Below are 25,821 nucleotides of genomic sequence, written 5' to 3'. Positions count from 1 at the left end.
GGGTGGACATGTGCCCACCCACACCCCGAGCCTCACACCCGCCCGTCGGCTTCCCGGGCCGCGCTTTCGACCCGGTCCCGATAGTCCGTCCACCAACTCTCGTCGGTGGACGCCATGTTGTCCTTGCCCTCATTCATCCCCACGGCTCCGTCAAGGAGTTCGCGGAGGATGTCGGCGTGGCCGGCGTGGCGATGGGTGTCGGCGATGACGCGCACGACGGCGTGATGCAGCGTCACCTCGTCCTTCCCGTCTGGCCACCACGGCACCTTGCCGGTCGTGTCCAGGGGCAGCGCCTCGATCGTCGCGTCCGCGTGCGCCCAGGCCCGCCGGTAGAGCCCCACGATGTCCTCGCGGGACTCGTCGGCGGTGGCCCACATGTCGGCGTTGAGTTCGGCCCCCTCCTCCAGCCACGGCTGCGGCTCACCGGACGGCCGCGCGAACGTGTCGCCAAGGTAGCCGAGTTCGACGCTGGCCACGTGCTTCACCAACCCCAGGAGGTTGGTACCGGTCGGCGTGAGCGGGCGGCGGATGTCGTACTCGGAGAGCCCTTCGAGTTTCCAGAGAAGGGCGTCCCGGGCGGACTGAAGGTACTGGCGGAGGTCGTCTTTCGGATCCGAGGCGGTCATGGGGTCAGTGTGCCCCGCGTGAGTCTCCCGAACTACGCCGATGGACGCGCCTCGGCCGAACGGTGATCCGCCACGATCGAGCCCCACTGTTCCGCGAAGGCACCCCACAGCTCGCGCAGCGCGGTCTCCTCGCGGTCCACCTCGGCCACGACACCGGCGGGGTCGAGTCCGAGTTCGTGCAGCGGGCCCACGTCGGACGCTCCCCAGGTGCGGATGTCACCGGCCAGGACCTCGGGGTGGAACTGCACTCCCCAGACCGAGGTGCCGATCCGGTACGCCTGGTGGGCGCAGCGCTCGCTGGTGACGAGCGGGACGGCGCCCTCGGGCAGGGTGCCGGTCTCCTCCCAGTGCCACTGCACGGCGCGCAGCCATCGGCCCGAGTCCGAGAACGGCTCGAACAGCCTGTCCTTGGCAGCCTCCTGAAGTGGCGTCAGCTCGATCAGTCCGACTTCAGGGAGAGCGGCGTGCCGCACCTCTCCCCCGCAGGCGACCGTGAGCAGTTCCATGCCCAGGCAGATCCCGAGTGTGGGTACGTCACGGGCCACCGCCTGGCGCAGCAGGTCGCACACCGCGGGCAGCCAGGGCGCCCGTTCGTCGTCGTACGGGCCCATGGAACCGCCGAGGACGAGCAGGCCGTCGTGGCCGTCGAGGGTGCTGGGCAGTTCGTCCCCGGCCCATGGGCGGCACAGGTCGATGTCGAGTCCCTGGCCCGCGAGGCGTTCGCCGACCTGGGCCGGTCCCGTACCGTCCTCGTGCTCGACGACGAGCACTCGCGCGGCGCTCACAGCCGGCCCGCCTCGACGATGCGGCGCAGGAAGGCGCGGGTGCGCTCCTGCTGCGGGTCGCCGAAGATCTGCTCCGGCGGCCCTTCCTCCAGCAGAACTCCCTGATGCAGGAAACACACCTTGTTCGACACCTCCCGGGCGAAGCCCATCTCGTGGGTGGCCAGCAGCATGGTCATGCCGCCTTCGGCGAGTTCGCGCACGATGGCCAGGACTTCCGCGACGAGTTCAGGGTCCAGGGCGGAGGTGATCTCGTCGAGGAGCAGTGCGCGCGGGCCGGTGGCCAGGGCGCGGACGATGGCCACGCGCTGCTGCTGACCGCCGGACAGCTGGTCCGGCATACTGTCGGCCTTGTCGGCGAGGCCGACCCGCTTGAGCAGTGTGCGGGCCTGTTCCTCGGCCACGGCCCGCGGCACACCTCCCACCCGCATGGGCGCGAGGGCGACGTTGCGTACGACGCTCATGTGCGGGAAGAGGTTGAAGTGCTGGAAGACCATGCCGACGTCGCGGCGGAGCCGGTCCACGTCGGTGCCTCGTCCGGAGGCGACTTCCCCGTCGACGCGGATCTCGCCGCCGCTGATGTCCTCCAGGCCGTTGATGCAGCGCAGCAGGGTGCTCTTGCCGCTGCCGGAGGCGCCGATGAGGGTCACGACCTGGTGCTGTTCGACGTTCAGGTCGATGCCCTTGAGCACGGGGGTGTCGCCGTAGCTCTTGTGTACGCCGTCGATCTCGATGAAGGCCATGTCAGGCTCCCTTGCCGCGGCGCTGCTCGCGGGCCACGAGGCGGTCGACCAGGCGGGCCTGCGGAATGGTGATGAGGATGAAGAGCGCCGCGACCACAGTCACCGAGGAGAGGTTGAAGTGGTTGGAGGCGAAGATCTTCGACTGGTTGAAGGCGTCGATGGTGCCGATGACGTTCACCAGCGCGGTGTCCTTCTGGAGGCTGATGAAGTCGTTGAGGAGCGGCGGGACGACACGGCGGGTGGCCTGGGGCAGGACGACGTGGCGCAGGGTGGAGCTCTGCGAGAGGCCGAGTGAGCGGGCGGCGGCGCTCTGGCCGGGCGCGATGGACTCGATGCCGGCGCGGAACACCTCGGCGACGTACGCGCCGTAGGTCAGGGTGAGCGCCAGGATGGCGAACCAGACCGGGCTGAGGGAGCTGAGGAACGGTACCTTGGCCAGCGGCAGGCCGAAGCCGATCAGGTAGATGATGATGATCGCGGGGACGGCGCGGAAGCCGTCGATGTAGGTGGTGGCGAGCAGTCGCAGCGGCCGTCCGGCCCGGCCCGGTGCCATCCGGGCGAGTGCGAGGGCGAGGCCCCAGACGAGGATCAGCACCTGGGCGACGACGGCGATGAAGAGGTTGGTGCCGAAGGCGGCGGTGATCTCCGAGATGCTGATGCGGATGACGCCGCCGTCGAAGAACGTGCTCTGTACCGCACGGTCGTTGGCGAACAGGAACCAGACCGCGCCCAGCACGACGAGTGCGGTCAGGCACCAGCCGAGTGCGGTCCAGGCGTCCTCGCGTGCTTCGGAGACGGCCCGTCGGGCGTCGGCCCGCCGGTCCTGCGACCAGGCCTCGGCTGCTTGCCGGCTCGATCGCACCGCCCTGAGCGCGGGCCGGAGTTGGGTGAGGACTGCGGCGGCCACGATGACGGCGCCCGCCGTCACGGGCACTCCGGCGCCGGGTACCGCGTCCATGACGGACAGAGCGGTGACGGCGGTCAGGGCGACGGCTACCAGGACGCCGGCCACCGAAGCGGCCGCCAGCGGAAGGGCATTGCGGGGCGGTGCGGCCGCCTTCGGCCGGGCGGGCCCGGCCGTCAACAGGTCGGAGCTGGCGGTCACTTGGTGCTCCAGGTGGGGATCGTGGACGGGTCGCCGCCGAAGGCCTTGGCCAGGTAGGTGGAGGACAGCCGGTCGAGGGTGCCGTCCTTCTTCATGCCGCCGATGGCCCCGTCGAGGACGGAGGCGTTCTTGCTCCCCTTCGGGTAGAGCGCTCCGTAGGACTCACCGGTGTTGTACTGGCCGATGACCTGCAGCTTGCCCTTCGACTCCTGGGCCTTGCCGAGGACGATGGCGACGTCGGTGAGCGCGGCGTCGACCTGTCCGGCCTGGAGCGCGGCCTGCAGTTCGACGTCACCGGCGAAGACCTTCGGGGCCGTCTTGGGGCGGATCTTGTCGCGGACGAAGTCGGCGCCGGTCGTGCCCTGCTTCACGCCGAGGCGCAGGCCCGCGAGGTTCTTCGCACTCGCCTTGGAGCCCTGGGTCACGAGGACGCCGATGTTGGAGGCGAAGTAGGGGGCGGAGAAGTCGACCACCTTGCGGCGGGGCTCGGTGATGGAGATCTCGGCGAGCGCCATGTCGAAGTCCTGGGTCTTGCCCGCGACGAGCGCGTCGAAGGACACGTTGCGCACGGTGAGCTTGGACAGGCCGGCCCGGTAGGCGATGTTGGCGGCCATGCAGTACTCGTAACCGTCCGCGATCTGCTTCACGGTGTCGCCGTTCCACCAGCCGGGGCTGGGGAGGTCGCCGACGACGGTGAGGGTGTCCTTCTGGACGGTCTTGAGGTGGATCGAGCCACGTTCACCGGACACCTTGCACTTGCCGTAGGTGGTGCCCTTGGCGTCGGTGGTGTGGGTGGTGGAGTCGTCGCCGCCCGCGGCGGAGCCCCCGCAAGCCGTGAGGGCTGCCAGCATCAGGGCGGTGAGTGCGGGCACGGCAGTCGTACGGATGCTGCGCATGGGGCTCCTTGGGCAAGTGCCGGTTTTCGGTGATGCGTTACAGTGCCCAAAACGTTTTGGGCTCGTCAAGACCCCGAGCTCATCGCAACAAAAACGTTTTGGGGACGCAGGAGCGGGACAACGGTTCTCCAGTACGCTCCCCAGGCCGCAGGGGGCACCAGACGGAAGGCGGACCGAGGCATGACCAGCCGGAAATCCACGCGGGCCGAGACCGGGGGCCGGCGCCCCGGGATCCGCGACGTGGCACGGGCCACCGGACTCTCCATCACGACGGTGTCCCACGCCCTGAGCGGCAAGGGCCAGATCGCCCCGGCCACGCGGGAGCGGGTGCGCACCGCGGCGGCGGAGCTGGGCTACCGCCCCGACCCTGTCGCCCAGGGCCTGGTGTCCGGGCGCACCGGCATCATCGGACTCGCCGTCGGCCACATGTCGGACCGGCCGTGGGCGAGCACCTACCGGCCGTACTACGCGGCGTTCTCCGCCGGAGCCACCATGACCGCGGTCGAGCGGGACTACGCGCTCGTCGTCGTCCCCGGCGACCCGGCGTCCGGGCTGTGGGCGCGGGTCCCCATGGACGGCCTGATCATCGTCGACCCGGTACGCGAGGACCCCCTGCTCGCGGACTGCGCGCGCCGAGGGCTCCCCGTCGTCACCGACGGCCGCCCCATCGACCCGGGATACGAGCAAGTACCCACGGTCGAGAGCGACTTGGAGCACGGCATGGCCGAGGTGCTCGGCCATCTCCGGGAGGCGGGCGCCACCCGCGTCGGCCTGCTCTCGGGCGCCGAACCCGACGCGTACACCCAGGACTGCGAGCGGCACTACCGGGAGTGGTGCGAGGCGGCCGGGCAGACGCCGGTCGTGGAGACACCGGCCGCGACGGAGGACGCGGTGGAGGCGGCGCTACGGCTGTTGTCCGGTCCCGAGCGCCCGGACGCGGTGCATGGCCTCAACGAGACTTACGGGCAAGCGCTGTTGATCGCGGCCAGGCAGCTCGGCCTCAGCATCCCCGGCGACCTGATGGTCAGCGTGATGCGTGAGGGTGCGCAGTCCGGCGGCGCCGAGGACTGGGAGGTGCCGCTCACCGCCCTGAGCCTGGACGCGCGCCGCCTGGGTGCGGAGTCGGTCGGCATGTTGATCGACGTACTGGACGGGAAGGCGCCGAGCGGGGTGATGGTGCCGTGCACGGTGGTGGTGCGGGACTCGACGCGGCGCTAGTTCTCTCAGCCGGCCTCGGGACGCCGTGCCACGAAGACGAACTCCTTGCCCGGACGGTCCTCGGCGTCACGCACCTCGTCGACGACGAACCCGCAGGCGGCCAGATCCTCCTCGACCTCCGCGCGCTCGCGGAAGCGCAGCGTCGAATCGGACGTAATCGCCTCGCCGTCAGAGCAGAAGACGTACGTCCAACGGAACGTGACGAGCGGCCAGTTCACGTCGGTCAGGTCGCACCAGCTCTCGACCTCGCCGATTCCGGGGACCGGTGTCGTCACGTACGTCTGCTCGCGGTTCCACTCCTCCCAGGCGCGTCTGGCCGGGTCCCGGGTCTCGAACACGAGGCGTCCGCCGGGGCGTAGTGACTCGTAGGCACCCTTCAGCGTCTCCTGCCAGTCCGTCGGGTCGGCGATGGCCTGTGCGACGTTCGCCGTCATGGTGGCCAGGTCCACGCGGAGTGGCGGGAGATCAGTGGCGTCGCCGTGGATCCAGCGCACGCGGTCGCTGCCCGGCTTTCCCTTGGCCACGTCGAGGGACGCCCCGGCCGGGTCGACCCCTACGACGTCGATCCCTCGGTCGGCGAGAAGCAGCGCGAAGACGCCTGTGCCGCAGCCGATGTCGAGCACCCGGCGGGCGCCGAATTCCTCGGCCATGCGCGCGTATACGTCGAGATCGCTGCGGTCGGGATCGAGCACGTCGTAGAGCGGGGCGAGCCTGGGGTGCCGGAAGCCTTCATCAGCCATGGGCCGGAAGGTATCTCGAACAGCCTCGGCACCGCCTTCCGTTTTTCACGCTGGGTAGGATGCCTGCGGCTCACTCCGCAGACCGCTGCACAGGTGGGGCGTCGGGGGAAGAGGAACAGATGAGAACCAGGGTCGGGGATTTCGTCCGCGCGGGTGTGTGCCTGCTGATCGCCGTCGCTCTGCTCGGGACGGCCCGGCAGTTCTGGCGGGAAGCGGAAGCGGCACACCGGGACGACACGGACTTCACGAAACTGGCGATCGTCGAAAACGGGCGCGCCACCAGCGAGTTGAAGGTGTGCGGGGACCGGTACCGCGAGCCGGACTGTATGCGGCGCGAGAGCGTCACCGTGAGCGACACGGGCTTCGAAGCCAACCGCTCCCGCCCCAAGTACACCCTGGTACTGACCCGCGCCGACCACCGCACTCTTGAGCTCACCTACCGCTCCTCCGACGCCCCTCGCGACCGGGATTCGGTGTACGGGCGGGCGCAGGCCGGGCAGCCGGTGACCCTGTTCTGGTGGCGCGGCTCGGTACGGCTGATCCAGGCCGGAACGCCCTACGACACCGCCACCGTGCGGACCACCCACTACCCGGGCAGGCTCTTCACCGGACCCGCCGCACTTGCCTCGCTCCTGGCCGGGCTGGGCCTCGGGCCCCTGTGGGCCGCGATGTGGCTGGCGCTGAGCGGGCGGCGCCACCCCCTGGCCATGGCGTGGCAGTGGCTGGCTCCCGTGTTCGTCTTTTTCGCGGCGGGCGGCGTGGGGGCGTTCGTGGCGTGGGCCGCACCCCGGCCGCGTGCGGTGGTGGTGGGCTTCGCGGTGACGGCCGTGGTGCTCCTCGTCCCCACGTTGCTGTGGCTACGGTGGTGGGCGCGCAACTGGCTCGCGCGCGCGGCCGACGTCGAGCCGGTCCGTCCGGTCTCGGTGCACGCGGTCGACGGCGGGGTGTCCGGCACCGGCCCGTGGAACCTCGACCTCAAACACCCGCTGTACGTAGGCCCGGACGTCATCGGCACGACCCCCGATCCGAACGCGTACGTGGCATTGAGGCCGCTCCCGGGCCCCCTCCGCGTGATCACCGTCCGACCGCCCCACCGCAGCGACCCGCACGTGGTGCGCCGCCAGTACGGGATACAGCCCTACCTAGACGAAGCGACGCGCGCGCAGAGAGAGGCGCAGCGGCGCGGGTACACATCGCGTTCGCAGCTCGAAAGCACCTACCCGCTCGTCGCCGTCTGCGAGGTCCTCTCCGGGCCGGGCCAGGGCTCGCGGGTACTGATAGGCGCCCCGCACCAGGACATGCCTGAAGTCCTGGGCGCAATCGCGGCTCATGCCGGGCAACGGCGTTGAAAACATGGTTAGTTGAGAGCCATGTCGACCAATCCGTACACGCCGCCGCCCGCGCCGCGCCCGCCCGACAACCGACCGCTTCACAAACGTAAGCGAATATGGCTCGGCGGCGCGGGACTGCTTCTGGTCGGCGCTCTGGCTACGGGCGGCGGGAACACCGCGCAGCAGCCGGCCGCCGCCGAGGCCAAGCCTGCGCCCACCGTCACCGTGACGACCACCCCGGAACCCGGGCCCACCGTCACCGAGACCCTCAAGCCCGAACCCCGCCCCACGATCACCGTCACCGAGACCGTCAAGGCCACCAAGACCGTTGACAGCGGGAGCGGTTCGACTGGTGGAGGCGGAGGTCAGGCCGCCGGTGGCACGTGCTCGATCCGCTCCAATTCGGGAAACTGCTACGACGCAGGACAGTTCTGCCGCAACAGCGATCACGAGGCCGTCACCACCACCGAGGACGGTGCGAGGATCAAGTGCACCCTCCGCTCCAACCGCTGGCGCTGGACGTACGCCTGACGTGTAGTCACAGCACAGACGACAACGGCCCTCCCTCGCCGACCGAATCGGAGAGGGAGGGCCGTTCACCTATGTCGGATCAGGCCTTGATCACGGCCAGCTGGTCGGCGACCACGACGCCGTTGTGGAGGACCGTGCGGTCCTGGCCGCGGTCCATCACGGCGCTCGTCGGGGTCTCGCCGTCGACCAGGAGCAGGTCGGCGCGGTCGCCGACGGCCAGGCCGGGGCGGTCCGTGACGCCGGCGAGGCGCGGGACGTCGTGGCTCATGATCGACGCGCCACCCATGGTGGCGACGGCGAGGGACATCTCGATGTGGTCGTCACGACGGAAGTTGTTCGTGAAGGCCAGCTGCCAGGTGCGGTCGAGCATGTCGCAGTTGCCGTACGGGCTCCAGTAGTCGCGCTGGCCGTCCTCGCCGAGGCCGACGCGGACGCCCGCCTCGGTGAGTTCCACGAGGGACAGCTGGCCGCGCGCCGACGGGGCGACGGTGGCCATCGCGATGTCGAGCTCGGCGAACTCGTCGATGATGCGACGGCTCACGGACTCGGAGACCGAGCCCAGCTCGTAGGCGTGGGACATGGTGACCTTGCCCTGCATACCGAGCGCGCGGGTGCGCTCCAGGATCAGGTCGGTGGAGAACACGCCGAGGTGGCCGGGCTCGTGCAGGTGGATGTCCACCTCGACCTGATACTTCTCGGCAAGCCCGAAGACGACGTCGAGGTGTCCCTTGGGGTCCTTGTCGAGGGTGCACGGGTCGATGCCGCCCATGACGTCGGCGCCCGCCTTGAGGGTGGCCTCCAGGTAGTCGGCGGTGCCCTTCTCCAGGAGGATGCCGGCCTGCGGGAACGTCATGATCTGGACTTCGGCCTGCCCGGCGAACTTCTCCTTGGCGGCGACCACGGCGTCGAACTTCTCGAGCTTGCAGTCGACGTCGACCTGGGCGTACGACCGGACGCGGGTGGTGCCGCGGGCGATCATCCGCTCCAGGGTGCCGGCCACCCGCTCCTCGAGCGGGATCTCGGCCGAGCGCCAGTTCTCGCGGTCGTTCATCGTCATCGTCCACACGCCCGGGCCGCCGGTGTGCGGCCGGAACGGCAGGCCGATCCTGGTGGAGTCCAGGTGCACGTGAACGTCGCTGAACGACGGCAGCAACAGTCTGCCGCGGCCCTCGACCACCTCGCCGGCCGGCGGCGCGGCCGCCGGGTCGTGCGGACGGATCGCCGTGATGCGGTCACCGGACAGTTCGACGTCACTGTTCGGACCACCCCACGGGCGGACGTCACGGATCAACACAGCTGTCACCTTTCTGTTGTGCGGTAGTGCGGTATCGCGGTACGGCTGCCGGCGCCCGGTCGGAGCGGGTCAGCCGGACGCCGGGGCCAGGGCCTCGGCGGCGATGTCGATGTGGTGGCAGGCCACGTCCCCGGTCGGCACCTTTTCCGAGCAGAGCTGCTTGCGCTCGGGATCGAGGCCCACGTACACGGGGCAGCGGGACTGGAACACGCAGCCGCGCGGCGGGTCGGCCGGGCTGGGCAGGTCGCCCTTGAGCCGGATGCGCCCGCTGCGGTCCGCGGCCGGGTCGGGCTGCGGGACGGCGGAGAGCAGCGCCCGGGTGTACGGGTGCTCGGGAGCGCCGAAGACCCGGTCGGTCTCGCCGTACTCCATGATCTTGCCGAGGTACATGACGGCGATGCGGTCGGCGAAGTGCTGGACCACGGACAGGTCGTGGGCGATGAAGAGGTACGCCACGCCGGTGTCCCGCTGGATGTCCTCCAGGAGGTTGATCACCTGCGCCTGCACGGAGACGTCCAGGGCGGACACCGGTTCGTCGCAGATGATCAGCTGCGGGTCCAGGGCGAGCGCGCGGGCGATGCCGACGCGCTGCTTCTGGCCGCCGGAGAACTCGTGCGGGAAGCGGTTGTAGTGGTCGGGGCGCAGGCCCACCCGGTCCATGAGGTCCCGCACCTTGGCCTTCACACCGCCGGTGGGCGTGATCCCCTGGGCCAGCAGGGGCGCCGCGATGGCGCTGCCCACGGACTGGCGGGGGTTGAGGGAGGACGACGGGTTCTGGAACACCATCTGGACCTTGCGCCGGTACTCCTGGAGTTCCGAACGCTTGAGTTCGGCGATCTCCCGGCCGTCGAGCTTGATGCTGCCCGACGTCGGCTCGAGGAGGCGCATGAGGAGGCGGCCCGTGGTCGACTTGCCACAGCCGGACTCCCCCACCAGGCCGAGGGTCTGGCCGGCGCCGACCGAGAAGGTGACGCCGTCGACGGCCTTGATCGCGCCGTGCGAGCGCCCCAGTCCGCGGGAGCGGATCGGGAAGTGCTTGGTCAGGTCGGTGACCTCCAGCAGCGGCGTCATGATGCCACCTCTCCGGTCGGTTGCAGGGTCTCCAGGTGGCACCGCGAGGGGTGGTGTCCGTCGACGCCGATGAGCGTCGGACGGGTGGTGAAGCAGGCGTCGTCGGGCACCAGGTGCGTCTTCGGGCAGCGGTCCGCGAAGAGGCAGCCCTCGGGCAGGGCGAGCAGCGACGGCGGGAAGCCCGGGATCGGGCTGAGCCGCTCGGAGCGCTGCGCCAGAGACGGCATGGAGGCCAGCAGGCCCTGGGTGTAGGGGTGGCGCGGGTCGGCGAAGAGGTCGGCCACGGTGGCCTGTTCCACGCACTCGCCGCCGTACATCACCACGACCTGGTGGCAGACCTCGGCGACGACGCCGAGGTCGTGGGTCACCAGGATCACGGAGGTGCCGGTCTCCTGCTGCAGTTCGTTGAGCAGGTCGAGGATCTGGGCCTGCACGGTGACGTCGAGCGCGGTGGTGGGCTCGTCGGCGATCAGGAGCTCGGGTTCGCACACGAGCGCCATGGCGATCATCGCGCGCTGCCGCATACCGCCGGAGAACTCGTGCGGGTAGGCGGAGTAGCGGCGCTTGGGGTCGGGGATGCCGACGCGGCCGAGCATGTCGACGGCGACCTGTGCGGCGGCCTTCTTCGACACGTTGTTGTGCACCCGGTACGCCTCGGCGATCTGGGCGCCTACGGGATAGAAGGGGTGCATCGCCGACAGCGGGTCCTGGAAGATCATCGCAATCTTCTTGCCGCGGTGGGCCCGCATCTGCGACTCGGTCAGCTTGTTGAGGTCCTGGCCGTCGAGCAGGATCTCGCCGGTGACGGAGGCCGTCGTGTCCTTGAGCAGGCCCATGAGGGCCTGGCTCGTCACGGTCTTGCCGGAACCGGACTCGCCGACGATTCCGACGGTCTCCCCGCGGGCCAGGGTGAGGTCCATCCCGTTGACGGCGTGCACAACGCCGTCGTCGGTCGGGAAGCTCACCCGCAGGTCGCGGATGGACAGCATGGGCGCGGCCGCGGACTTGGCCTCGGGTGCGGCCTCGGAGACGGCTCCAGGCGTGCTTTCGGAGGCGGCTTCCGGCGCGGCTTCGGGTGTGGTCATCAGGCGACCCTCACTCGCGGGTCGATCACCGCGTAGGCGATGTCGACCAGGACGTTGGCGACAATGATGAAGAACGCGGCCATCATCGTGATGGCCATCGTGACCGGCAGGTCACCGGACTGCGCGGCGTGGACGGCGGTGAAGCCGACGCCCGGCACCGAGAAGATCTGCTCGGTGAGCACGGCGCCGCCGAGGAGGGTGCCGATGTCGAGGCCGAGCATGGTGACCACCGGAGTGATGCCGGCGCGGGCGCCGTGCTTGAAGATGATGCTGCGCCGGGAGAGGCCCTTGGAGCGGGCGGTCCGCATGAAGTCCTCGCCCAGGGTCTCCAGCATGTTGCTTCTGGTGACACGGATGTACTGGGCGCTGAACAGCACCGCGAGCGCGACCCAGGGCAACAGGTAGTTGAGGAACCAGCCCCCGGGGCCGGCGGCCCCGAACGGCGAGGAGATCTCGTTGGTGGTGAACGGCAGCATGTGGAGCGTGCTGACGAACAGGAGCAGCAGCAACAGGCCGGTCACCGGGATGGGGAGGGACACGCCCACCGAGGCGCCGCCGACGATGAGCTTGTCGGTGAACTTGCCCTTGCGGAGCGCGGCCAGCAGGCCGAAGCCGACGCCGACGACGGTCCACAGGATGATCGCGCCGCTGGCCACCGACAGCGTGTAGGGCAGGGCCCGCGCGATGATCGAGGTGACGTCCTCGTTCGTCTGGAACGACTTGCCGAGGCACGGCCACGAGCACAGGGTCTCGGCCCCGGGCGCGCCCACCATGTGGCTGCCCAGGAGACCCGACATGTAGGTGAAGTACTGCGTGAGGAACGGCTTGTCCATCCCGAGCGCCACCCGGGCCTCGGCTATGCGCTGCGGGGTGCATTCCTGCCCGCAGGCCGCCGCGGCCGGGTCCGCAGGACCGAGTTGGAACAACGTGAACGTCACGAAGCTGATGACGAACAGCAGCACGATCATCGCGACGAAGCGCCGCATCAGGAAACTGGTCACAGCTGCGACCTGCCGGCTCGGGATGAACTCACCGTTCTACCTCTCTAGTGCTCTCAGTTGCGAGAACGTCAGTGCTGGACGCCGACGGTCGACAGATCGATGGCGCCGAAGAAGTAACCCATCTGAGCGTCACGCACCTTGTCGCCGACGACGCTGCTGGTGTAGCTGCGGATCAGCGGGACCAGCGGGTAGTCCTGCATGGCCTGGTCGAAGAGAGTGGCCCACTTCTTGCCGAGCTCCTCACTGGAGCCGTTGGTGCCGCGCAGGTCGTACATGGCCTTGGCGATCTTCGGGTCGTGGTAGCGCGGGATGTTGGAGAACCCGTAGGTCTTGCCGTCCAGGCTCGGGCCGATGTTCGGGTCGATCGTCGTACGGACCGAACCGCTGTCGGCGCCACCGCACCAGCCGCTGCGGGCGATGTCGGGCATCTGGTCACCGGCGAGAACGGTGTAGTAGTTGGCCGCCGGGATCGGACGCAGCTGGAGGTCGATGCCGAGCGCCTTGAGGTTCTGCTGGAGGACGGTACCGACGTTCTTGTACCGGGCGTTGGTGTCGGCGTAGCCGTAGACCAGCTTCTTCGGGACGTTCTTGCCCTGGATCAGCTTCTTGGCCTCGTCCAGCTTCGGCTTGCCGGTGGGGTCGAGGTCCGTGTGCTGCGGGACGTAGCCGACCTGGGCCGGGTTGATGTAGGACTGCGCGAGCTTGCCGAAACGGGCGCCGCCGTACTGGACCTGGATGGACGCGCGGTCGATGGCGAGCGCCATGGCCTTGCGGACGTCCTTGTCCTTGATGGTCTCGGTGTTGAAGTTCAGCACGTCGGTGCAGCCGAGGAGGCCGGCGGCGGTGCGCTTCTTGACCGCGGGGTCGTTCAGCTTGGCCGCGTCGGAGGCCTGGAGGCCGCCATTGCTGTCCAGGGTGATCGCCGTCGGGTCGGAGTCGGCGAGCAGCTGCTGGCTGATCGTCGCCTGGGCGGTCGACAGGCTGAAGGTGAACGTGTCCGGCAGGGCGGAGCGGTTGGGGTCGGTGGCGGGGTCCCACTCGGCGTTGCGGACCAACTTCATCTGGCGGCCGCGGTCGTACGACTTGATCTTGTACGGGCCGGACGACACCGGGTGGTTGGTGTAGTCGAGCTTGGTGTCCTTGGCCTTCGGCACCGGCGCCGTGTTGGAGCGGGAGACCAGGGCCGGGAACTCGGCGTACGGCTGCTTCAGGTGGAAGACGATCGTCTGGTCGTTCGGAGTGTCGATGCCCTTGAAGTCGCCACCGTGGTACGGGCCCTTGTAACTGTCGTCCGACAGCGCGGCGTTGAGCTCCTGCGGCGCCTGGGTGTAGACGTCGCGGGCGTAGGTGCGCTCGACACCGTACTTGATGTCCTTGCTGGTGATCGGCGACCCGTCCTCGAACTTGAGGCCCTTCTTCAGGGTGTAGGTCCAGGTCAGACCGTCCTTGGACACCTTGCCGAGGTCGGTGGCCATGTCGGGGACCATCTTGGGCGGCTGGCCCGCGGTCTCCTTGGCCATGACCAGCGTGCGGTAGTACAGCTGGCCGACGTTCGCCGTCTGCACGTAGTTGCTGTTGCCCGGGTCCAGGGTCTGGAAGTCGGACGACATGAGGACGTTGATGTTGCCGCCCTTGGTGGTGAAACCCTTCCCGACCGTGACCGGTGCATAGGCGTCCTTGGCGGCGCCCTGCTTGTCTCCGGGGGTGGGCTTGGCGCCGCCACAGGCGGTCAGGGCCAGCCCTGCGGTCGCCGTCAGGGCGATCGCCGCCATGGTGCTTCGATTCACTGCTACTCCTTGCGGACGGAAAGGTGTGGCGCGTCAGAGGTGGAACTGAGGGTGGGTCACGGCCAAAGGACCGTGGACGCGCCGCGAGTGGATCAGTGACGAGAGGACTTGGGGTCCAGGGCGTCGCGGACGGCGTCGCCGAGGAGGTTGAAGGCGAGCACGGTGATCACCAGCGCGCCGGCCGGCACGGCCAGGAACCAGGGGTCCGACAGGTACCAGTTCCCGGACTGGGCCGCGTTGAGCATCTGGCCCCACGAAGGAGTGGGGTCCTTGACGCCGACACCGAGGAAGGAAAGGGCCGCCTCCGCGGTGATGTTGGTGGGGATCATCATCGTGGCGTAGACCAGCACGACGCCCATGACGTTCGGGATGATCTGGCGGAAGATGATGCTCCGGTGGGAGGCGCCGTAGGCCTGGGCGGCCTCGACGAACTCCTGCTGCCTGATCGAAAGCACCTGGCCGCGGACGACTCGGGCGAGGTACGCCCAGCCGAAGAAGCCCAGGATGATCACCAGTGAGGCGATCGGGACCAGACTGCCCGAGTCGAGCGAGGTGCCCCGGAGCCGGGACTGCATGATCGGGGTCAGCGACAGGACGAGCAGCAGGTGCGGGAAGGCCAGGAAGAGGTCCATCACGCGGCTGATCACCATGTCGACCTTGCCGCCGAAGTATCCGGCGGCGGCACCGAGAACGGTACCCAGGAAGACGGACACCACCGTGGACAGCAGGGCGATGGTCAGCGAGATCCTCGCACCGTAGGCCATGCGCGCGAAGATGTCGCGGCCCAGGCCCGGTTCGAGGCCGAGCCAGTGCTCGCCCGACGGGTAGCGGTAGTACGAAAGCGGCAGGCCAGGGGTGGTGAAGTCGTCCAGGAAGTCCGGCCCGGTACGGGAGGTGAACGGGTCGGAGCCCTCGATCTTCACCAGGAGCGGGGCCAGGACGGCGAACAGCACCATCAGGCACACCACGACCAGCGCCGCCATGGCTATTCGGCTGCGCCGGATCCGGAGCCACGCCGTGCCGATCAACGACCGCGCGGTGGCGATCTCCGCGGCGGGCTCGGGCCCGGTGGATGCGGCCACGGACTCCGGTGAAGGCAGGGTGGCCACCTGCCCGTCGGGAGGCTGCGGCGTGTCGGCGCTGGGCGTCCGACTCGGAGACTCATGGGGATCCGGCACGTCGATCCTTGGGTGCTCGGCGGAGTGGAATGGCCGGAACGGTATACCAAGAATCGCGTTTTCCACCAGGGTGTTCTGACATCCGCGACCAAGCCGTTGCATGCCCCGCAACCGGCCTTACGCCCCTTGTCAGGACGGGATATGGTCTCGCTCAGCATGGCGCGTCCTGATGCCGGTGGCCTGCCCGGTCGTACGACGCGACGACCTGCGCCCCGGTCATCGGTGACGGCCACGCCTACGTGGTGTACCAAATCCGAGAGGGGTACAGATGAAGACCTTGGTGACCGCATCCTGGGTGATCGCCCACGACGGGCGCTCACACGTGGAGATCCCGGACGGGGCCGTCCTGATCGAGGGCGACACGGTCATCGCCGTGGGGGAACGCACCGAGCTCGACCGGCACCCGGCCGGCGAACGCATCGACCTCGGCGACGCGGTGGTCACGCCCGGCCTCATCGACCTCGACGCCCTCACCGACATCGACCACATCATCCTCGACTCCTCGGCCTCCCCCGAGCTGTCCTCCGGCTTCACGTGGTCCAGCGACTACTTCGACGCGCCCCGCGCGGTGTTCACCCCGGAGCAGCGCCGCACGGTGCGCGAGTACGCGCTCACCCAGCTCGCCCTCCACGGCATCACCAGCTACATGCCGATCGCCTCGGAGGTCCACAGCGACTGGGCCGAGACCTACGAGGACTTCGTCGCGATGACCGAGGTCTCGTCCCGGCTCGGCCTGCGCGCCTTCCTCGGCCCGTCGTTCCGCTCCGGCGTCAACGTGATCGGCGCCGACGGCAAGCGCACCGTACGGTTCGACGAGGAGGCCGGCCGGCGCGGACTCGCCGACGCGGTCCGCTTCCTGGAGTACGCCGAGCAGCTCAACGACCCACTGGTGACAGGGGTGTTGCTCCCCTGCCGCATCGAGACCCTCACCCCCGAACTGCTCCGGGACGTCGCTCAGGCCGCGTACCGCAGCGGTGCTCTGGTACGCCTGCACGCACTACAGGGAGTGTCCGAGCGCGAGTACATCCAGCAGACCTACGGGCGTACGCCGCTCCAACTCATCGCCGATTCGGGCCTGTTGTCCGACCGCCTGATCGTCCCGCACGGCGTCGTCCTCGACGTGCACCCGGAGGTGCACGGCCGCGACACCGGAGACATCTCGGTGCTCGTCGACGCGGGCGTCTCGATCGTGCACTGCCCGCTCACCAACTCCCGGTACGCGCACAACCTGCACACCTTCGGCGAGTACCGGGCGAAGGGCGTGAACTTCTGCCTGGGCACGGACTCGTTCCCGCCGGACCTGGTCCGGGGCATCGACGTCGGCACCCAGATCGCCAAGATCCAGGCGGGCGACCTGGGCCAGGGCCACCTCTCCGGCTACTTCGACGCCCTGTGGAACGGCGGGGCGACCGCCCTGCACCGACCGGACCTCGGCCGTCTCGCCCCGGGCGCGGCCGCCGACCTCACCGCGTTCTCCCTGAACGACTTCCGCATGGGCGTCACCGAAGACCCGCTCCGCACCCTGGTCTTCAACGGCACCGCCCGCGACGCGGTCCTGACCATGGTCGCCGGCAAGGTCGTCATGCGTGACGGCGAGATTCCCGGCGTCGACCTTCCCGCACTGCGGCGGGCCGGTCAGGAACTGTTCGACCAGATGCGCGCGGCGTACCCGGAGCGCGACCACCAGCGTCGTCCGGTGGACGAGCTCTTCCCGCCGGTGTTCCCGCGGGGATGACAGCGCTCCGGGAGGTGGCCGGCGCGTTGGTCTCTGCGCCGGCCACCTCCCGTTCGGGAGTGCGTGATGTAACCAAGTCGCCTGCACACAGGCGCAGTTGCCCCGTCGCTCCGGCCCTTACACATGCCGGGTCGCCTGGAAAGTGCGGCGGTATACCATCGGCGACACGCCGATCGCGGCGTTCAGATGCTGCCGCAGCGACGCGGCTGTCGCGAAGCCCACCTCTCTGGCGATTCTGTCCACGGGCAGGTCGCTGGACTCCAGCAGATGTCGTGCTCGGGCGACGCGTTGCTGGGTGAGCCACCGCCCGGGGCTCATTCCGGCCTCGCCCCGGAAGCGGCGGGCGAACGTCCGGTGGCTCATCCGGGCATGTTCCGCGAGGTCGGCCAGGGTCAGCGGGAGATCGAGGTGGCCGAGTGCCCATTCCCGCGTGGCGGCCGTGCCGGCCGTGGACGCCTCCGGCACCGGCTGCTCGATGTACTGCGCCTGACCCCCTTCGCGCCAGGGCGGCACCACACACTGCCGCGCCACATGGTTGGCCATCTCGGCGCCGTGATCCTGACGTACGACATGGAGGCAGACGTCGACCCCGGCGCCGGCGCCCGCCGAGGTGAGGATGTCGCCGTCGTCGACGAAGAGCACGTCGGGATCCAGCTTGACCTGCGGGAACAGCCGCCTGAACCGGTCGGCGAGGATCCAGTGCGTGGTCGCCCGGCGGCCGTCGAGCAGACCCGCCGCCGCGAGCACGAAAGCTCCCGTACAGATGGACACGATGCGGGTCCCGGGACGGATGCGGGCGAGCGCGTCGGCGAGGGGACCGGCGAGCGCGCTGCTGTCGGGCGGGTACTGCTCGACCGGAGCGATGACCACGGTGTCCGCCTCGGCCAGCGCTTCGGGGCCGTGTTCCACCGTGATCCGGTAATCGGCGTCCGTGCGCACCGGTTCGCCGTCGACACTGCAGGTGCGGATCTCGTACCGGCCGTCCGCTGCGCCGAAGATCCGCTGCGGAATGCCCAGCTCGAACGGGTGCACCCCGTCGAGTGCGAGGACGACCACCCTGTGCGTGCCAGTTGTGCCACTCATGGCACGATCCTATCGAAGGGTGGCAGTCATGCCATTTTCTCCGGCGGCCGGTGACGGCACCCTGGTTCCATGAGCACCGCAGAGACCCCCGAAGTCACCACACCCACCTCCCCCACCATGCGCGCCGTCAGCCAGGACGTCCTCGGCGGCCCCGGGGTACTGAAAGTGGTCGAACGCGAGCGCCCGGTGCCGGGAGTGAGTCAGCTCCTGGTCAGGGTCCATGCGGCGGGCGTCAACCCGACCGACTGGAAGCACCGGGAGCAGGGCGTCTTCCTCGGTGAGCCGCCGTTCGTCCTGGGCTGGGACGTGTCCGGGGTCGTCGAGGCGACGGGTGTCGGCGTGACTCTGTTCAAGCCGGGCGACGAGGTCTTCGGGATGCTGCCGTACCCGCACGGGGCGGGCTCGCACGCCGAGTACGTCACCGCGCCCGCCCGCGCCTTCGCGCACAAGCCGTCCCAGGTCGACCATGTGCAGGCGGGCGCGGTCCCGCTCGCCGGCCTGACCGCCTGGCAGGCGCTCGTCGACACCGCGCAGGTGCAGCCCGGTCAGCGCGTCCTGATCCACGCGGCGGCCGGCGGGGTGGGTCACCTCGCGGTGCAGATCGCCAAGGCGCGGGGCGCGTACGTGATCGGTACGGCCAGTGCGGCCAAGCACGACTTCCTGCGCGGTCTGGGCGCCGACGAACTGATCGACTACCGCGAGACCGACTTCGCCGAGGCCGTCAGCGATGTGGACGTCGTCTTCGACACCATCGGCGGCGACTCCCGCAGCCTGTCCCTGCGCACCCTGCGGCCGGGCGGCGTGCTGGTCTCGATCCTGCCGACGGGCACGACGGAGCTGGCGGACGAGGCCGAACAGCTCGGCGTGCGGGGCGTGGAGATGGCCGTGGAGTCCGACCACGCCTCCATGAACGCGCTCGCCGACCTGATCGCCACGGGCGCGCTGCGCGCGACGATCGCCGGTACGTTCCCGCTCGCGGAGGCCGCGAAGGCCCACGAGCTGGGCGAGACCGGCCGCACGACCGGCAAGCTGGTCCTCGTCGTGCGGTGATCACACCTCCGGTGAGGTGATCACGCCCCGGTCAGGCGTCACGTCCGCGCGCGGGTCAGCCCATGGTGCGGGTCAACCCATGGCCAAGGTCAGCCCCCGGTGCGGGTCAGCGCATCGTCGGGTCCCCCTTGATCAGCGCGAACGTGGCGCCGAACGGGTCGTTCACCATGGCCATCCGGCCTACGCCGGGCACGTCCATGGGCGGGAAGAGGGTGACGGCGCCGCGCTCGGTCGCGGCGGCGTACGTCGCGTCGCAGTCCACGACGCCGAAGTACGGGTGCCACTCGGATCCGGAACCGGCGTCGAGGTTGTCCTGCATCAGCTGCATGATGCCGCCGTGGGCCGCCGCGCCCACGTCCGCCGATCCGGCGGGGGCGACGACGGTGTACTCGGGGCCGCCCTCACCCGTCGGCATACTTTGGTACTGCCACGAAAACACCGTGCGGTAGAAGTCCTTCACCGCCGCGTCGTCGGTGGTGTAAAGCTCCGTCCAGCAGAGGGCGTTGGGCTGCATCACCACTTCGAGGCCCTGGGTGTCACCGGGCTGCCAGACGGCGAAGTCGGCGCCGGCCGGATCGGTGAACGCGGCGAGCCGTCCCGCGGTGAAGACGTCGTCCGGCGCCATACGGACTTTCCCTCCGGCCGTCTCCACGGCCTTGGCCACGCCGTCCGCGTCGGGCGTGTTGAAGTAGACCGTCCAGGACGGGGTGGCCCCCTCCTCGGTCAGCGGTCCGGCGGCGGCCACGACCTTCCCGTCGAGCTGGAAGAACCCGTACCCGCCGGCTTCGGGGCCGGCGGACTGGAAGGTCCAGCCGAAGACCCCGCCGTAGAACGCGGCGGCCGCGTCGACATCCGGCACGCCGAGGTCGAGCCAGTTGGGCGCACCCGGCACGTACGTCGTAGAAAGCATGTTCAAGCCCTCCGTGAAGCGACGAATCCCACTGGGACGCAGCATGGCAGCCCCCACTGACAATCGCCGCTCGTGGCACCGTCGCCGCAGGTCACCGGCGAGTCCGCAGGTTACGGGGTAGCTTGGCCGTATGCCTTCCGCACTTGTAGTCGGTTATGACCCGCAGGCGACGGCCACCATCGACGGGGACGCCCTTCGTGCCGCTCTCGACGATGAGTTGACGCGGTTCGGTGAGTACGGCATCGACGCGGCGATGGCGCTGGTCGTGTTCGACGACTCGGCGGAGTCGGTACTCGTCGCGGCCCTGACCGAGCGCCCGTGGGACGTGGTGGTCGTGGGCGGCGGCATCCGCAGGACGGAGCAGTTGCTCCCGCTCTTCGAACAGATCCTGAACCTGATCCGACGCCACGCGCCCCAGGCCGCCATCGCGTTCAACACCAATGGCGGAGACAGCGTCGAAGCCGCCCGGCGCTGGCTCTGAACTCCCGCCACCACGCCGGGACTCGGCCGACGCGCACCGCGCGACGCCCGGAATTAGCATATGCCTCATGTCACTGGACGCTGCCCGGCAGTCCCGCGTCGAAGATCCACTGACTCACTTGATGAGGGGACGGGCGTCCCTGCCCGAACAGGGAGCGGCCGCCCTGCTGATGGCCGTGTTCGTCATGAGCGACGTGCGGCGCGGAGTCCGTTCGGCGGACAACGCCATTCTGGTGAACGCCGCCCACATGTACCTCGGCGGCACCTCCCCCTACGAGGACCGGCGGTTTCTCTACCTGCCCAGCAGCGCCTTGCTGGCCGCACCGCAGACCCTGCTCGACGCCGGGGTGCTGCGGGTGGTGGTGCCGGTGGTCGTGGCGGCCCTGGTGCTTGTGGGGTGGTTCTTCGCTCTGCGGATCTTCGACGTGTCCGCGCGGAGCAGGCTGGCGGTGTACGGGGTGGGCGGGCTGCCGTTCTTCGTTCCCTTTCGCAGCGAGTTGGCGCTGGGGAACTGGACGGTCTTCTCCGTGGTGGCCCTGCCCCTCACCTTGTTCCTCGCTTCGCGGGGCCGCTGGCTGGGGGCGGCCGCGGCGACCGGAGCGGCCATCGCGTTCAAACCGATGCTGCTGCCCGTGCTCCTGCTCTTCGTCTTCGCCAGGAAGTGGAAGGCGTGCGCGGTACTTCTCGGAGTTCCGGTGGTGGTGAGCCTGATCGCGGTGGCCTTCATGCCACAGCCCGGATTGTTCCTGACGAAGACCATTCCGTTTCTGCTGCACGGCCAGGACTCGTACGCGAAGCCGTACGACGCGTCGCTCATCTCCGTACTGCCGAGGCTCGGCGTACCGGAGCCAGTGGCGTACGTGATCGCCGTGACGCTGTCCGGGGCCGTGCTGTACCTTGCGTGGCTGCGGTGGCGGCGGGCCGGTGACCCTGCGCTGCGTGTCGTGGAGACCGCCTGCCTCTTGATGCTGGCGACGTTTCCGACCTTCCGGCCCACGTTCGTGCACTACGCCCTGGTGGTGGTCCTGGTGCTGCTCGCCTCCACCTCGGTCCCCGGCGCAGCGGCCCGCTCCCCGTGGGTGTGGCTCCCGCTGGTGCCGCAGATCACCGCGATCGACTGGCCGTTGGCCCACACCAGCAAACGGCACGCGTTCAAGGACGCGGTGATGTTCGTCGGCGTGGGGGTGGCCTTGGCGTGGCACTGCTTCAGCGCCCGCCCGAGTCGCAGAGCGCCGGAAAAGGTGCCTATAGGTTCAGGTCCCGGTTGATGACGCGGGCGGCGCTCTCGACGGTCGCGATGCCGTTCTCCATCGTGGCGTGGCCGTGCGAGAGGACAGCCATGCCGTAGTCGTGACCGTTGCCCGTGAACACGCCGACGCTGTGCACACGCCAGCCGTGGGTGTCCAGCGGAACCCATCCGTTCTTCACGTGGACGGTCGCCGTCGTGGGCGCACCGGCGGGCGTACCCCAGCGCTGTTCGGGGACGACGCGGTTCATCAGCTGGAGCGCGTAGGTGCGCGCGTTCGTGTCGAGCACCGGATTGTCGGAGGTGAGGAGGCGGAGCAGCTTCACCTGGTCACCGGCCGTGATCTGCGTACGCCCCCACCTGCCCTGGGGACCGGGAACGGTGTCCCGCATACCCGCCACGTCGAGGAAGTGCTGGATTCCGGTGTGGCCGAGCTGGTGCCACAGGGCGTTGGTGGCGTCGTTGTCCGACTTGGTGATCATGGCGGAGGTCAGGCTGAGCTCGCGTGCGGTCAGCACACGGTGCTGCTCCTGGGCCTGGCGCAGGAGCGCGCCGAGGATCGTGACCTTGACGACGCTGGCCGAGTCGAAGGCCTGGTCGGCGCGGAACGTGCACGACGTGGCAGTGGTGCGGTCGTAGAGCGCGAGGGCCGAGGCGTCGGCGTGCCCGTGGAGGGCGCCGGCGATGTCGCGCTCCAGGCGGTCCGCGAGTCCGGGCCGGTTCGAGGTGCAGGTCACCGGCGATCCACCGAGGTCCGTACCGGGGGTGGTCGTGCCGGGGGTGCTCGTGGCAGGGGTCTTCGTGGCGGGTGCGGTCGCTCCGGCCGGCGCGGCGGCCGCCAGGCCGGTGAGCGCCGCCCCTGAGGCCAGGACCGCGGCCAGTCCCCGCTTCACGCGTCGCGGTGTGTGCGTTCCCAGCATCGAGATTTCCGTCCTGCTCTGTGTCTGCGTCGCCGCTCCGGGCCTGCGGTGTCATTTCGTGTCACACCGGGCGATCCGGATGACGAACGACGGCGACGCTACAGGGAGACAGGGAGAGGCAGGACGATCGACGTGTCGTTATGTCCCATTAGGTGCCGTTTGTCCGCGTGTGATGTTCATCAAGGGGTTCGGTCCCGAAAAGGGTGTTAGTGCGGGGAGCCGGGAGGCTCGGGCGGCGACACATCACTCACTTCCGCGAGGACGCCGCCCCTCCTTCAACTCCCCCACGCCATCTGCCAGTTCACGAAAGGATCTCGACGTACCCTTCGGTTCCGTGTACGCGGATCCGCTGGCCGTCCCGGATCAGCCGGGTGGCCTCGCCCACACCCACGACGGCGGGCAAGCCGTACTCGCGGGCGATCACCGCGCCATGGGTCATCTGGCCGCCCACCTCCGTCACGAGGCCCGCGATTCCGACGAACAGCGGAGACCAACTGGGGTCGGTGAAGGTCGTCACGAGGATGTCGCCCGCTTCGAGGTCGGCGTCCGCCATGTCGAGGATCACGCGGGCCCGCCCCTCGACGGTCCCGGCCGACACCGGCAGGCCGACCGGGGCGCCGTCCGGCACGTCATCGCGCCGGTACGACCCTGTGAGGGCCTCGCCGTCCGAGGTGAGCACCCTGGGTGGCGTCAGCGCGTGGTGTGCCCGGAAGGTGTCCTTGCGCTGCCGGACGAGCTCGTCATCCACCTGCTGCGAACGCACGACGTCGCGGAACTCCTGGAACGTGAGATAGAAGACGTCCTCCTTCTCGCGCAGCACTCCGGCCCGCACCAGGCGCTCGGCCTCGGCCAGCATGGCCTGCTTGTAGAGGAAGTAGCGGCTGATGATCCCGTACTTGGGGTACTCCCGGTACCCGATGAAGGTGCGGACCCGGTCGATCATCCGCTTGGTCTCGTCGGCCTTCGTGGCCCCGTCCGGCAGGGCCCGCAAGCGGGACAGTACGTCCTGTTCCTTCTGCAGCGCCTTCTGCCGCCCCTCCTCGAACCGGCGCTCGGCGGCGCCCGGCCGGAAGTTCCTGACGTTGTCGAGGATGACGGGCACGAGCGTGGTGGGGCGCTCACGCCACCGCGGCCGCGTGATGTCGATCTCGCCGACACAGCGCATCCCGTACCGGTCGAGATAGGCCTCGATGGCGTCGCGCGCCTCGGCCCCGCCCGCCAGCTTCGGCAGCTCGTCCAGAAAGCCCTCGTCCTCGACACCCTGGAGGTATGCCACCACCTCGGGGTACGGGCGGATCACGTCCGCGACGTCGAGCAGTTCGAGGCCCATCTCGCACGTGATGTTGTCGGGGGCGGACAGCGTGAGTGTGTCAGCGGCGTTCTTCTCGCCGAGCCACTCCTGCAGCTTGTCGTTGAGCCACCATGTGGCCTCCATCCCCGCCATGATCGCCTGCATACTCAGCGGGTCGCCGAGGGCACGTTTGTGCTCGTCGAAGGCTTCAAGGAGGAAGTCGAACAGCTCCGGTCCCGTCTTCGTGCGGATGTCGCGCTCCAGGGCGGCGACGGAGGCCTCGCTGCGCTCGATCAGCCCGGTGACGACAGCCGGGTCGTTCTCGATCGGGGCGGGTGCGGCGCCGGCCGGCGGCCGTGCGCCGGGGCTCGCGTCCGGGAGTGACGGCACGAAGTCGCCATGGTCGAGGACGGTCTCCAGGGCGTCCCTGACCAGCGGATCGCCCCGCCCCATGACGTCAAGGAGAGCGGCGCGGCTCGTGGGCGTGGCCAGGCGCGGGGTGACGTCGACGAACAGCCGCGCGCCGGCCTCGTGCATCGGCACCATGGCCGTCAGCTGCCACATCGACAGACCCAGGGGCTTCATGGCGTCGGTCATCATCTGCCCGTGGCCGACGGAGACGTAGACGTGGTTCTCCTGGTCGTCGGCCTCCGGGATGGGGAACAGTGTCGTGATCGGGCGGCTCTGGACGATCCGGAAGTCGTCGTCGACGAGACACCACTCGATGTCCTGCGGGCGGCCGAAGTGTGCTTCGATCCGGCGTCCGAGGTCCACGAGGTGGACGACCTGCGCATCCGTCAGCGCGGGCTGCTCCTGCTGTTGCCCGTCGATCGCCACTTCGCGCGTACCGCCGCCCGGGAGGGCTTCAACTGCGCGCTGTTTGGCGGCAATTGACCTTGTGACGATCTCGCCGTGCCGCACTTTGTAGACGTCCGGGTTCACCAGTCCGGAGACCAGGGCCTCGCCGAGGCCGAAGCCGGCGTCCACGGTGGCGACCTTCCGGTTGCCCGTGACGGGGTCAGCGGTGAACAGAATGCCGGACGCGTACGGGAGGACCATGCGCTGCACGACCACGGCCATGTGCACCGTCCGGTGATCGATGCCGTTCCGACGTCGGTACGTCACGGCCCGCTCGGTGAAGAGCGAGGCCCAGCACCGGCTGATGTGCTGGAGGATCCCCTCGGGTCCGACGACGTTCAGGTAGGTGTCCTGCTGCCCGGCGAACGAGGCCGTCGGCAGGTCCTCGGCGGTCGCGCTGGACCGGACGGCGTACGCGGCTTGCTCGCCGTGCCGGGCGAGCGCGCCGGTGATCTCCGCCGCAAGGTCGTCCGGGATCGCGATCTCCTGGATGGTCCGGCGAACCTGCGCGCTCAGCGTGCGGATGGACCCCCGGTCGTCCGGGTCCACGCAGGACAGCTGATCGAGCAGATCGTCGACCGACGGCGCTGCGGCCATGACCCGCCGGAAGGCGTCCGTCGTCACGCAGAAGCCGCCCGGTACGCGGATGCCGTCGATCCCCGACAGCGCGCCCAGGTGCGCGCCCTTGCCGCCCACGATCGCGATCTGCGTCTCGTCGGCCTTCTGAAGGTCCAGCACGTACTGCTCGGTCATCGCGCCACCTCCGAGGCAGCCGCGCTCCCCCGTCGCACCGGGGTGGCCGGTCGAAACAACACACGCACGTCGTGTCCCCATTTCCGCAGGTTGTGGCGTCGACGGAT

At 69.5% G+C, this 25,821-nt stretch carries 23 protein-coding genes; 7 read left to right on the top strand and 16 right to left on the bottom strand.

Annotation, left to right across the window (positions count from 1 at the left end; translation table 11 throughout):
* Window positions 1–32 precede the first annotated feature (32 nt).
* The 5 genes from ABZ893_RS22945 to ABZ893_RS22925 are packed head-to-tail and all read right to left on the bottom strand — an operon-like array spanning window position 33 to window position 4,152.
* The gene (locus ABZ893_RS22945) at window positions 33–626 is read right to left on the bottom strand and encodes a DinB family protein (RefSeq protein ID WP_361406798.1); all 594 of its coding nucleotides are present in this window, start codon (window positions 624–626) and stop codon (window positions 33–35) included.
* Window positions 627–658: 32 nt separating this feature from the next.
* A complete protein-coding gene (locus tag ABZ893_RS22940; RefSeq protein WP_361406796.1) occupies window positions 659–1,411 on the bottom strand; it encodes a type 1 glutamine amidotransferase in 753 nt (250 codons plus the stop codon).
* A complete protein-coding gene (locus ABZ893_RS22935) occupies window positions 1,408–2,151 on the bottom strand; it encodes an amino acid ABC transporter ATP-binding protein (RefSeq protein ID WP_361406794.1) in 744 nt (247 codons plus the stop codon). The genes ABZ893_RS22940 and ABZ893_RS22935 overlap by 4 nt, the downstream gene beginning before the upstream one ends.
* A 1-nt stretch (window position 2,152) precedes the next feature.
* A complete protein-coding gene (locus tag ABZ893_RS22930) occupies window positions 2,153–3,256 on the bottom strand; it encodes an amino acid ABC transporter permease (RefSeq protein WP_361406793.1) in 1,104 nt (367 codons plus the stop codon).
* Window positions 3,253–4,152, bottom strand: a complete 900-nt coding sequence (locus ABZ893_RS22925; RefSeq protein WP_361406791.1) for an ABC transporter substrate-binding protein — start codon at window positions 4,150–4,152, stop codon at window positions 3,253–3,255. The genes ABZ893_RS22930 and ABZ893_RS22925 overlap by 4 nt, the downstream gene beginning before the upstream one ends.
* Window positions 4,153–4,332: 180 nt before the next feature.
* Here ABZ893_RS22925 and ABZ893_RS22920 point away from each other — a divergent pair, with 180 nt between their 5' ends.
* Window positions 4,333–5,370, top strand: coding sequence for a LacI family DNA-binding transcriptional regulator (locus ABZ893_RS22920; protein WP_361406789.1), 1,038 nt, complete (start codon window positions 4,333–4,335; stop codon window positions 5,368–5,370).
* A 5-nt stretch (window positions 5,371–5,375) separates the two neighbouring features.
* Here the strand turns inward: ABZ893_RS22920 and ABZ893_RS22915 are convergent, their stop codons facing one another.
* On the bottom strand, window positions 5,376–6,110 hold the full coding sequence (locus tag ABZ893_RS22915; RefSeq protein ID WP_361406787.1) for a class I SAM-dependent methyltransferase: 735 nt from the start codon (window positions 6,108–6,110) through the stop codon (window positions 5,376–5,378).
* Window positions 6,111–6,229: 119 nt separating this feature from the next.
* Between ABZ893_RS22915 and ABZ893_RS22910 the strand changes: the two genes are divergently transcribed.
* Both ABZ893_RS22910 and ABZ893_RS22905 read left to right on the top strand, forming a co-directional pair.
* The gene (locus ABZ893_RS22910) at window positions 6,230–7,459 is read left to right on the top strand and encodes a hypothetical protein (protein WP_361406785.1); all 1,230 of its coding nucleotides are present in this window, start codon (window positions 6,230–6,232) and stop codon (window positions 7,457–7,459) included.
* Window positions 7,460–7,480: 21 nt separating this feature from the next.
* Complete coding sequence (locus ABZ893_RS22905; RefSeq protein WP_361406783.1) at window positions 7,481–7,972, top strand: hypothetical protein; 492 nt, start codon at window positions 7,481–7,483, stop codon at window positions 7,970–7,972.
* 79 nt (window positions 7,973–8,051) lie between these two features.
* Here ABZ893_RS22905 and ABZ893_RS22900 read toward each other — a convergent pair whose 3' ends face one another.
* The 6 genes from ABZ893_RS22900 to ABZ893_RS22875 all read right to left on the bottom strand — a co-directional run bounded on the left by ABZ893_RS22900 (window position 8,052) and on the right by ABZ893_RS22875 (window position 15,292).
* Window positions 8,052–9,266, bottom strand: coding sequence for an amidohydrolase family protein (locus ABZ893_RS22900; protein WP_361406781.1), 1,215 nt, complete (start codon window positions 9,264–9,266; stop codon window positions 8,052–8,054).
* Window positions 9,267–9,335: 69 nt separating this feature from the next.
* Window positions 9,336–10,337, bottom strand: coding sequence for an oligopeptide/dipeptide ABC transporter ATP-binding protein (locus ABZ893_RS22895; protein WP_361406779.1), 1,002 nt, complete (start codon window positions 10,335–10,337; stop codon window positions 9,336–9,338).
* Complete coding sequence (locus ABZ893_RS22890) at window positions 10,334–11,326, bottom strand: ABC transporter ATP-binding protein (protein WP_361407253.1); 993 nt, start codon at window positions 11,324–11,326, stop codon at window positions 10,334–10,336. Before ABZ893_RS22890 ends, ABZ893_RS22895 begins: the two co-directional genes overlap by 4 nt.
* Window positions 11,327–11,421: 95 nt before the next feature.
* A complete protein-coding gene (locus ABZ893_RS22885) occupies window positions 11,422–12,423 on the bottom strand; it encodes an ABC transporter permease (RefSeq protein WP_361406777.1) in 1,002 nt (333 codons plus the stop codon).
* Between the two features lie 68 nt (window positions 12,424–12,491).
* Window positions 12,492–14,210 (bottom strand): ABC transporter substrate-binding protein, encoded by a 1,719-nt coding sequence (locus tag ABZ893_RS22880; protein WP_361406775.1) that lies wholly within the window; start codon window positions 14,208–14,210, stop codon window positions 12,492–12,494.
* A 92-nt stretch (window positions 14,211–14,302) separates the two neighbouring features.
* Window positions 14,303–15,292: an ABC transporter permease gene (locus ABZ893_RS22875; RefSeq protein ID WP_361406773.1), complete on the bottom strand. Its 990-nt coding sequence runs from the start codon at window positions 15,290–15,292 to the stop codon at window positions 14,303–14,305.
* 364 nt (window positions 15,293–15,656) lie between these two features.
* Here ABZ893_RS22875 and ABZ893_RS22870 point away from each other — a divergent pair, with 364 nt between their 5' ends.
* Complete coding sequence (locus ABZ893_RS22870; protein ID WP_361406772.1) at window positions 15,657–17,123, top strand: chlorohydrolase family protein; 1,467 nt, start codon at window positions 15,657–15,659, stop codon at window positions 17,121–17,123.
* A gap of 117 nt (window positions 17,124–17,240) precedes the next feature.
* On the opposite strand, the gene ABZ893_RS22865 is transcribed toward ABZ893_RS22870, so the two are convergent.
* A complete protein-coding gene (locus ABZ893_RS22865; protein WP_361406771.1) occupies window positions 17,241–18,206 on the bottom strand; it encodes a helix-turn-helix domain-containing protein in 966 nt (321 codons plus the stop codon).
* A gap of 69 nt (window positions 18,207–18,275) precedes the next feature.
* Here ABZ893_RS22865 and ABZ893_RS22860 point away from each other — a divergent pair, with 69 nt between their 5' ends.
* A complete protein-coding gene (locus ABZ893_RS22860; RefSeq protein WP_361406769.1) occupies window positions 18,276–19,256 on the top strand; it encodes an NADP-dependent oxidoreductase in 981 nt (326 codons plus the stop codon).
* Window positions 19,257–19,362: 106 nt separating this feature from the next.
* Here ABZ893_RS22860 and ABZ893_RS22855 read toward each other — a convergent pair whose 3' ends face one another.
* Window positions 19,363–20,166, bottom strand: a complete 804-nt coding sequence (locus tag ABZ893_RS22855) for a VOC family protein (RefSeq protein ID WP_361406767.1) — start codon at window positions 20,164–20,166, stop codon at window positions 19,363–19,365.
* 130 nt (window positions 20,167–20,296) lie between these two features.
* On the opposite strand from ABZ893_RS22855, the gene ABZ893_RS22850 reads away from it, so the two are divergent.
* Both ABZ893_RS22850 and ABZ893_RS22845 read left to right on the top strand, forming a co-directional pair.
* Window positions 20,297–20,647 (top strand): hypothetical protein, encoded by a 351-nt coding sequence (locus ABZ893_RS22850; RefSeq protein WP_361406765.1) that lies wholly within the window; start codon window positions 20,297–20,299, stop codon window positions 20,645–20,647.
* Window positions 20,648–20,714: 67 nt separating this feature from the next.
* The gene (locus tag ABZ893_RS22845; RefSeq protein WP_361406763.1) at window positions 20,715–21,914 is read left to right on the top strand and encodes a glycosyltransferase family 87 protein; all 1,200 of its coding nucleotides are present in this window, start codon (window positions 20,715–20,717) and stop codon (window positions 21,912–21,914) included.
* On the opposite strand, the gene ABZ893_RS22840 is transcribed toward ABZ893_RS22845, so the two are convergent.
* The gene (locus ABZ893_RS22840; protein ID WP_361406761.1) at window positions 21,892–22,785 is read right to left on the bottom strand and encodes a serine hydrolase; all 894 of its coding nucleotides are present in this window, start codon (window positions 22,783–22,785) and stop codon (window positions 21,892–21,894) included. The genes ABZ893_RS22845 and ABZ893_RS22840 overlap by 23 nt on opposite strands.
* A gap of 328 nt (window positions 22,786–23,113) precedes the next feature.
* Complete coding sequence (gene rph, locus ABZ893_RS22835; protein ID WP_361406759.1) at window positions 23,114–25,714, bottom strand: rifamycin-inactivating phosphotransferase; 2,601 nt, start codon at window positions 25,712–25,714, stop codon at window positions 23,114–23,116.
* Window positions 25,715–25,821: the final 107 nt, after the last annotated feature.

This window comes from Streptomyces sp. NPDC046821 (genome assembly GCF_040645335.1).
Classification (GTDB): Bacteria; Actinomycetota; Actinomycetes; order Streptomycetales; family Streptomycetaceae; genus Streptomyces.
Note: the sequence above shows the minus strand (reverse complement) of the source record. Positions and strands in the feature narration are given on the sequence as shown.

Excerpts from the sequence above, each read along its gene's own strand:
- ABZ893_RS22855 (WP_361406767.1), bottom strand. The coding sequence starts at position 20,166 with ATGCTTTCTACGACGTACGTGCCGGGTGCGCCCAACTGGCTCGACCTC.
- ABZ893_RS22920 (WP_361406789.1), top strand. The coding sequence starts at position 4,333 with ATGACCAGCCGGAAATCCACGCGGGCCGAGACCGGGGGCCGGCGCCCC.
- ABZ893_RS22935 (WP_361406794.1), bottom strand. The coding sequence starts at position 2,151 with ATGGCCTTCATCGAGATCGACGGCGTACACAAGAGCTACGGCGACACC.
- ABZ893_RS22925 (WP_361406791.1), bottom strand. The coding sequence starts at position 4,152 with ATGCGCAGCATCCGTACGACTGCCGTGCCCGCACTCACCGCCCTGATG.
- ABZ893_RS22850 (WP_361406765.1), top strand. The coding sequence starts at position 20,297 with ATGCCTTCCGCACTTGTAGTCGGTTATGACCCGCAGGCGACGGCCACC.
- ABZ893_RS22860 (WP_361406769.1), top strand. The coding sequence starts at position 18,276 with ATGAGCACCGCAGAGACCCCCGAAGTCACCACACCCACCTCCCCCACC.
- ABZ893_RS22945 (WP_361406798.1), bottom strand. The coding sequence starts at position 626 with ATGACCGCCTCGGATCCGAAAGACGACCTCCGCCAGTACCTTCAGTCC.
- ABZ893_RS22905 (WP_361406783.1), top strand. The coding sequence starts at position 7,481 with ATGTCGACCAATCCGTACACGCCGCCGCCCGCGCCGCGCCCGCCCGAC.
- ABZ893_RS22870 (WP_361406772.1), top strand. The coding sequence starts at position 15,657 with ATGAAGACCTTGGTGACCGCATCCTGGGTGATCGCCCACGACGGGCGC.
- ABZ893_RS22890 (WP_361407253.1), bottom strand. The coding sequence starts at position 11,326 with ATGCTGTCCATCCGCGACCTGCGGGTGAGCTTCCCGACCGACGACGGC.
- rph (WP_361406759.1), bottom strand. The coding sequence starts at position 25,714 with ATGACCGAGCAGTACGTGCTGGACCTTCAGAAGGCCGACGAGACGCAG.
- ABZ893_RS22845 (WP_361406763.1), top strand. The coding sequence starts at position 20,715 with ATGTCACTGGACGCTGCCCGGCAGTCCCGCGTCGAAGATCCACTGACT.
- ABZ893_RS22910 (WP_361406785.1), top strand. The coding sequence starts at position 6,230 with ATGAGAACCAGGGTCGGGGATTTCGTCCGCGCGGGTGTGTGCCTGCTG.
- ABZ893_RS22865 (WP_361406771.1), bottom strand. The coding sequence starts at position 18,206 with ATGAGTGGCACAACTGGCACGCACAGGGTGGTCGTCCTCGCACTCGAC.
- ABZ893_RS22915 (WP_361406787.1), bottom strand. The coding sequence starts at position 6,110 with ATGGCTGATGAAGGCTTCCGGCACCCCAGGCTCGCCCCGCTCTACGAC.
- ABZ893_RS22895 (WP_361406779.1), bottom strand. The coding sequence starts at position 10,337 with ATGACGCCGCTGCTGGAGGTCACCGACCTGACCAAGCACTTCCCGATC.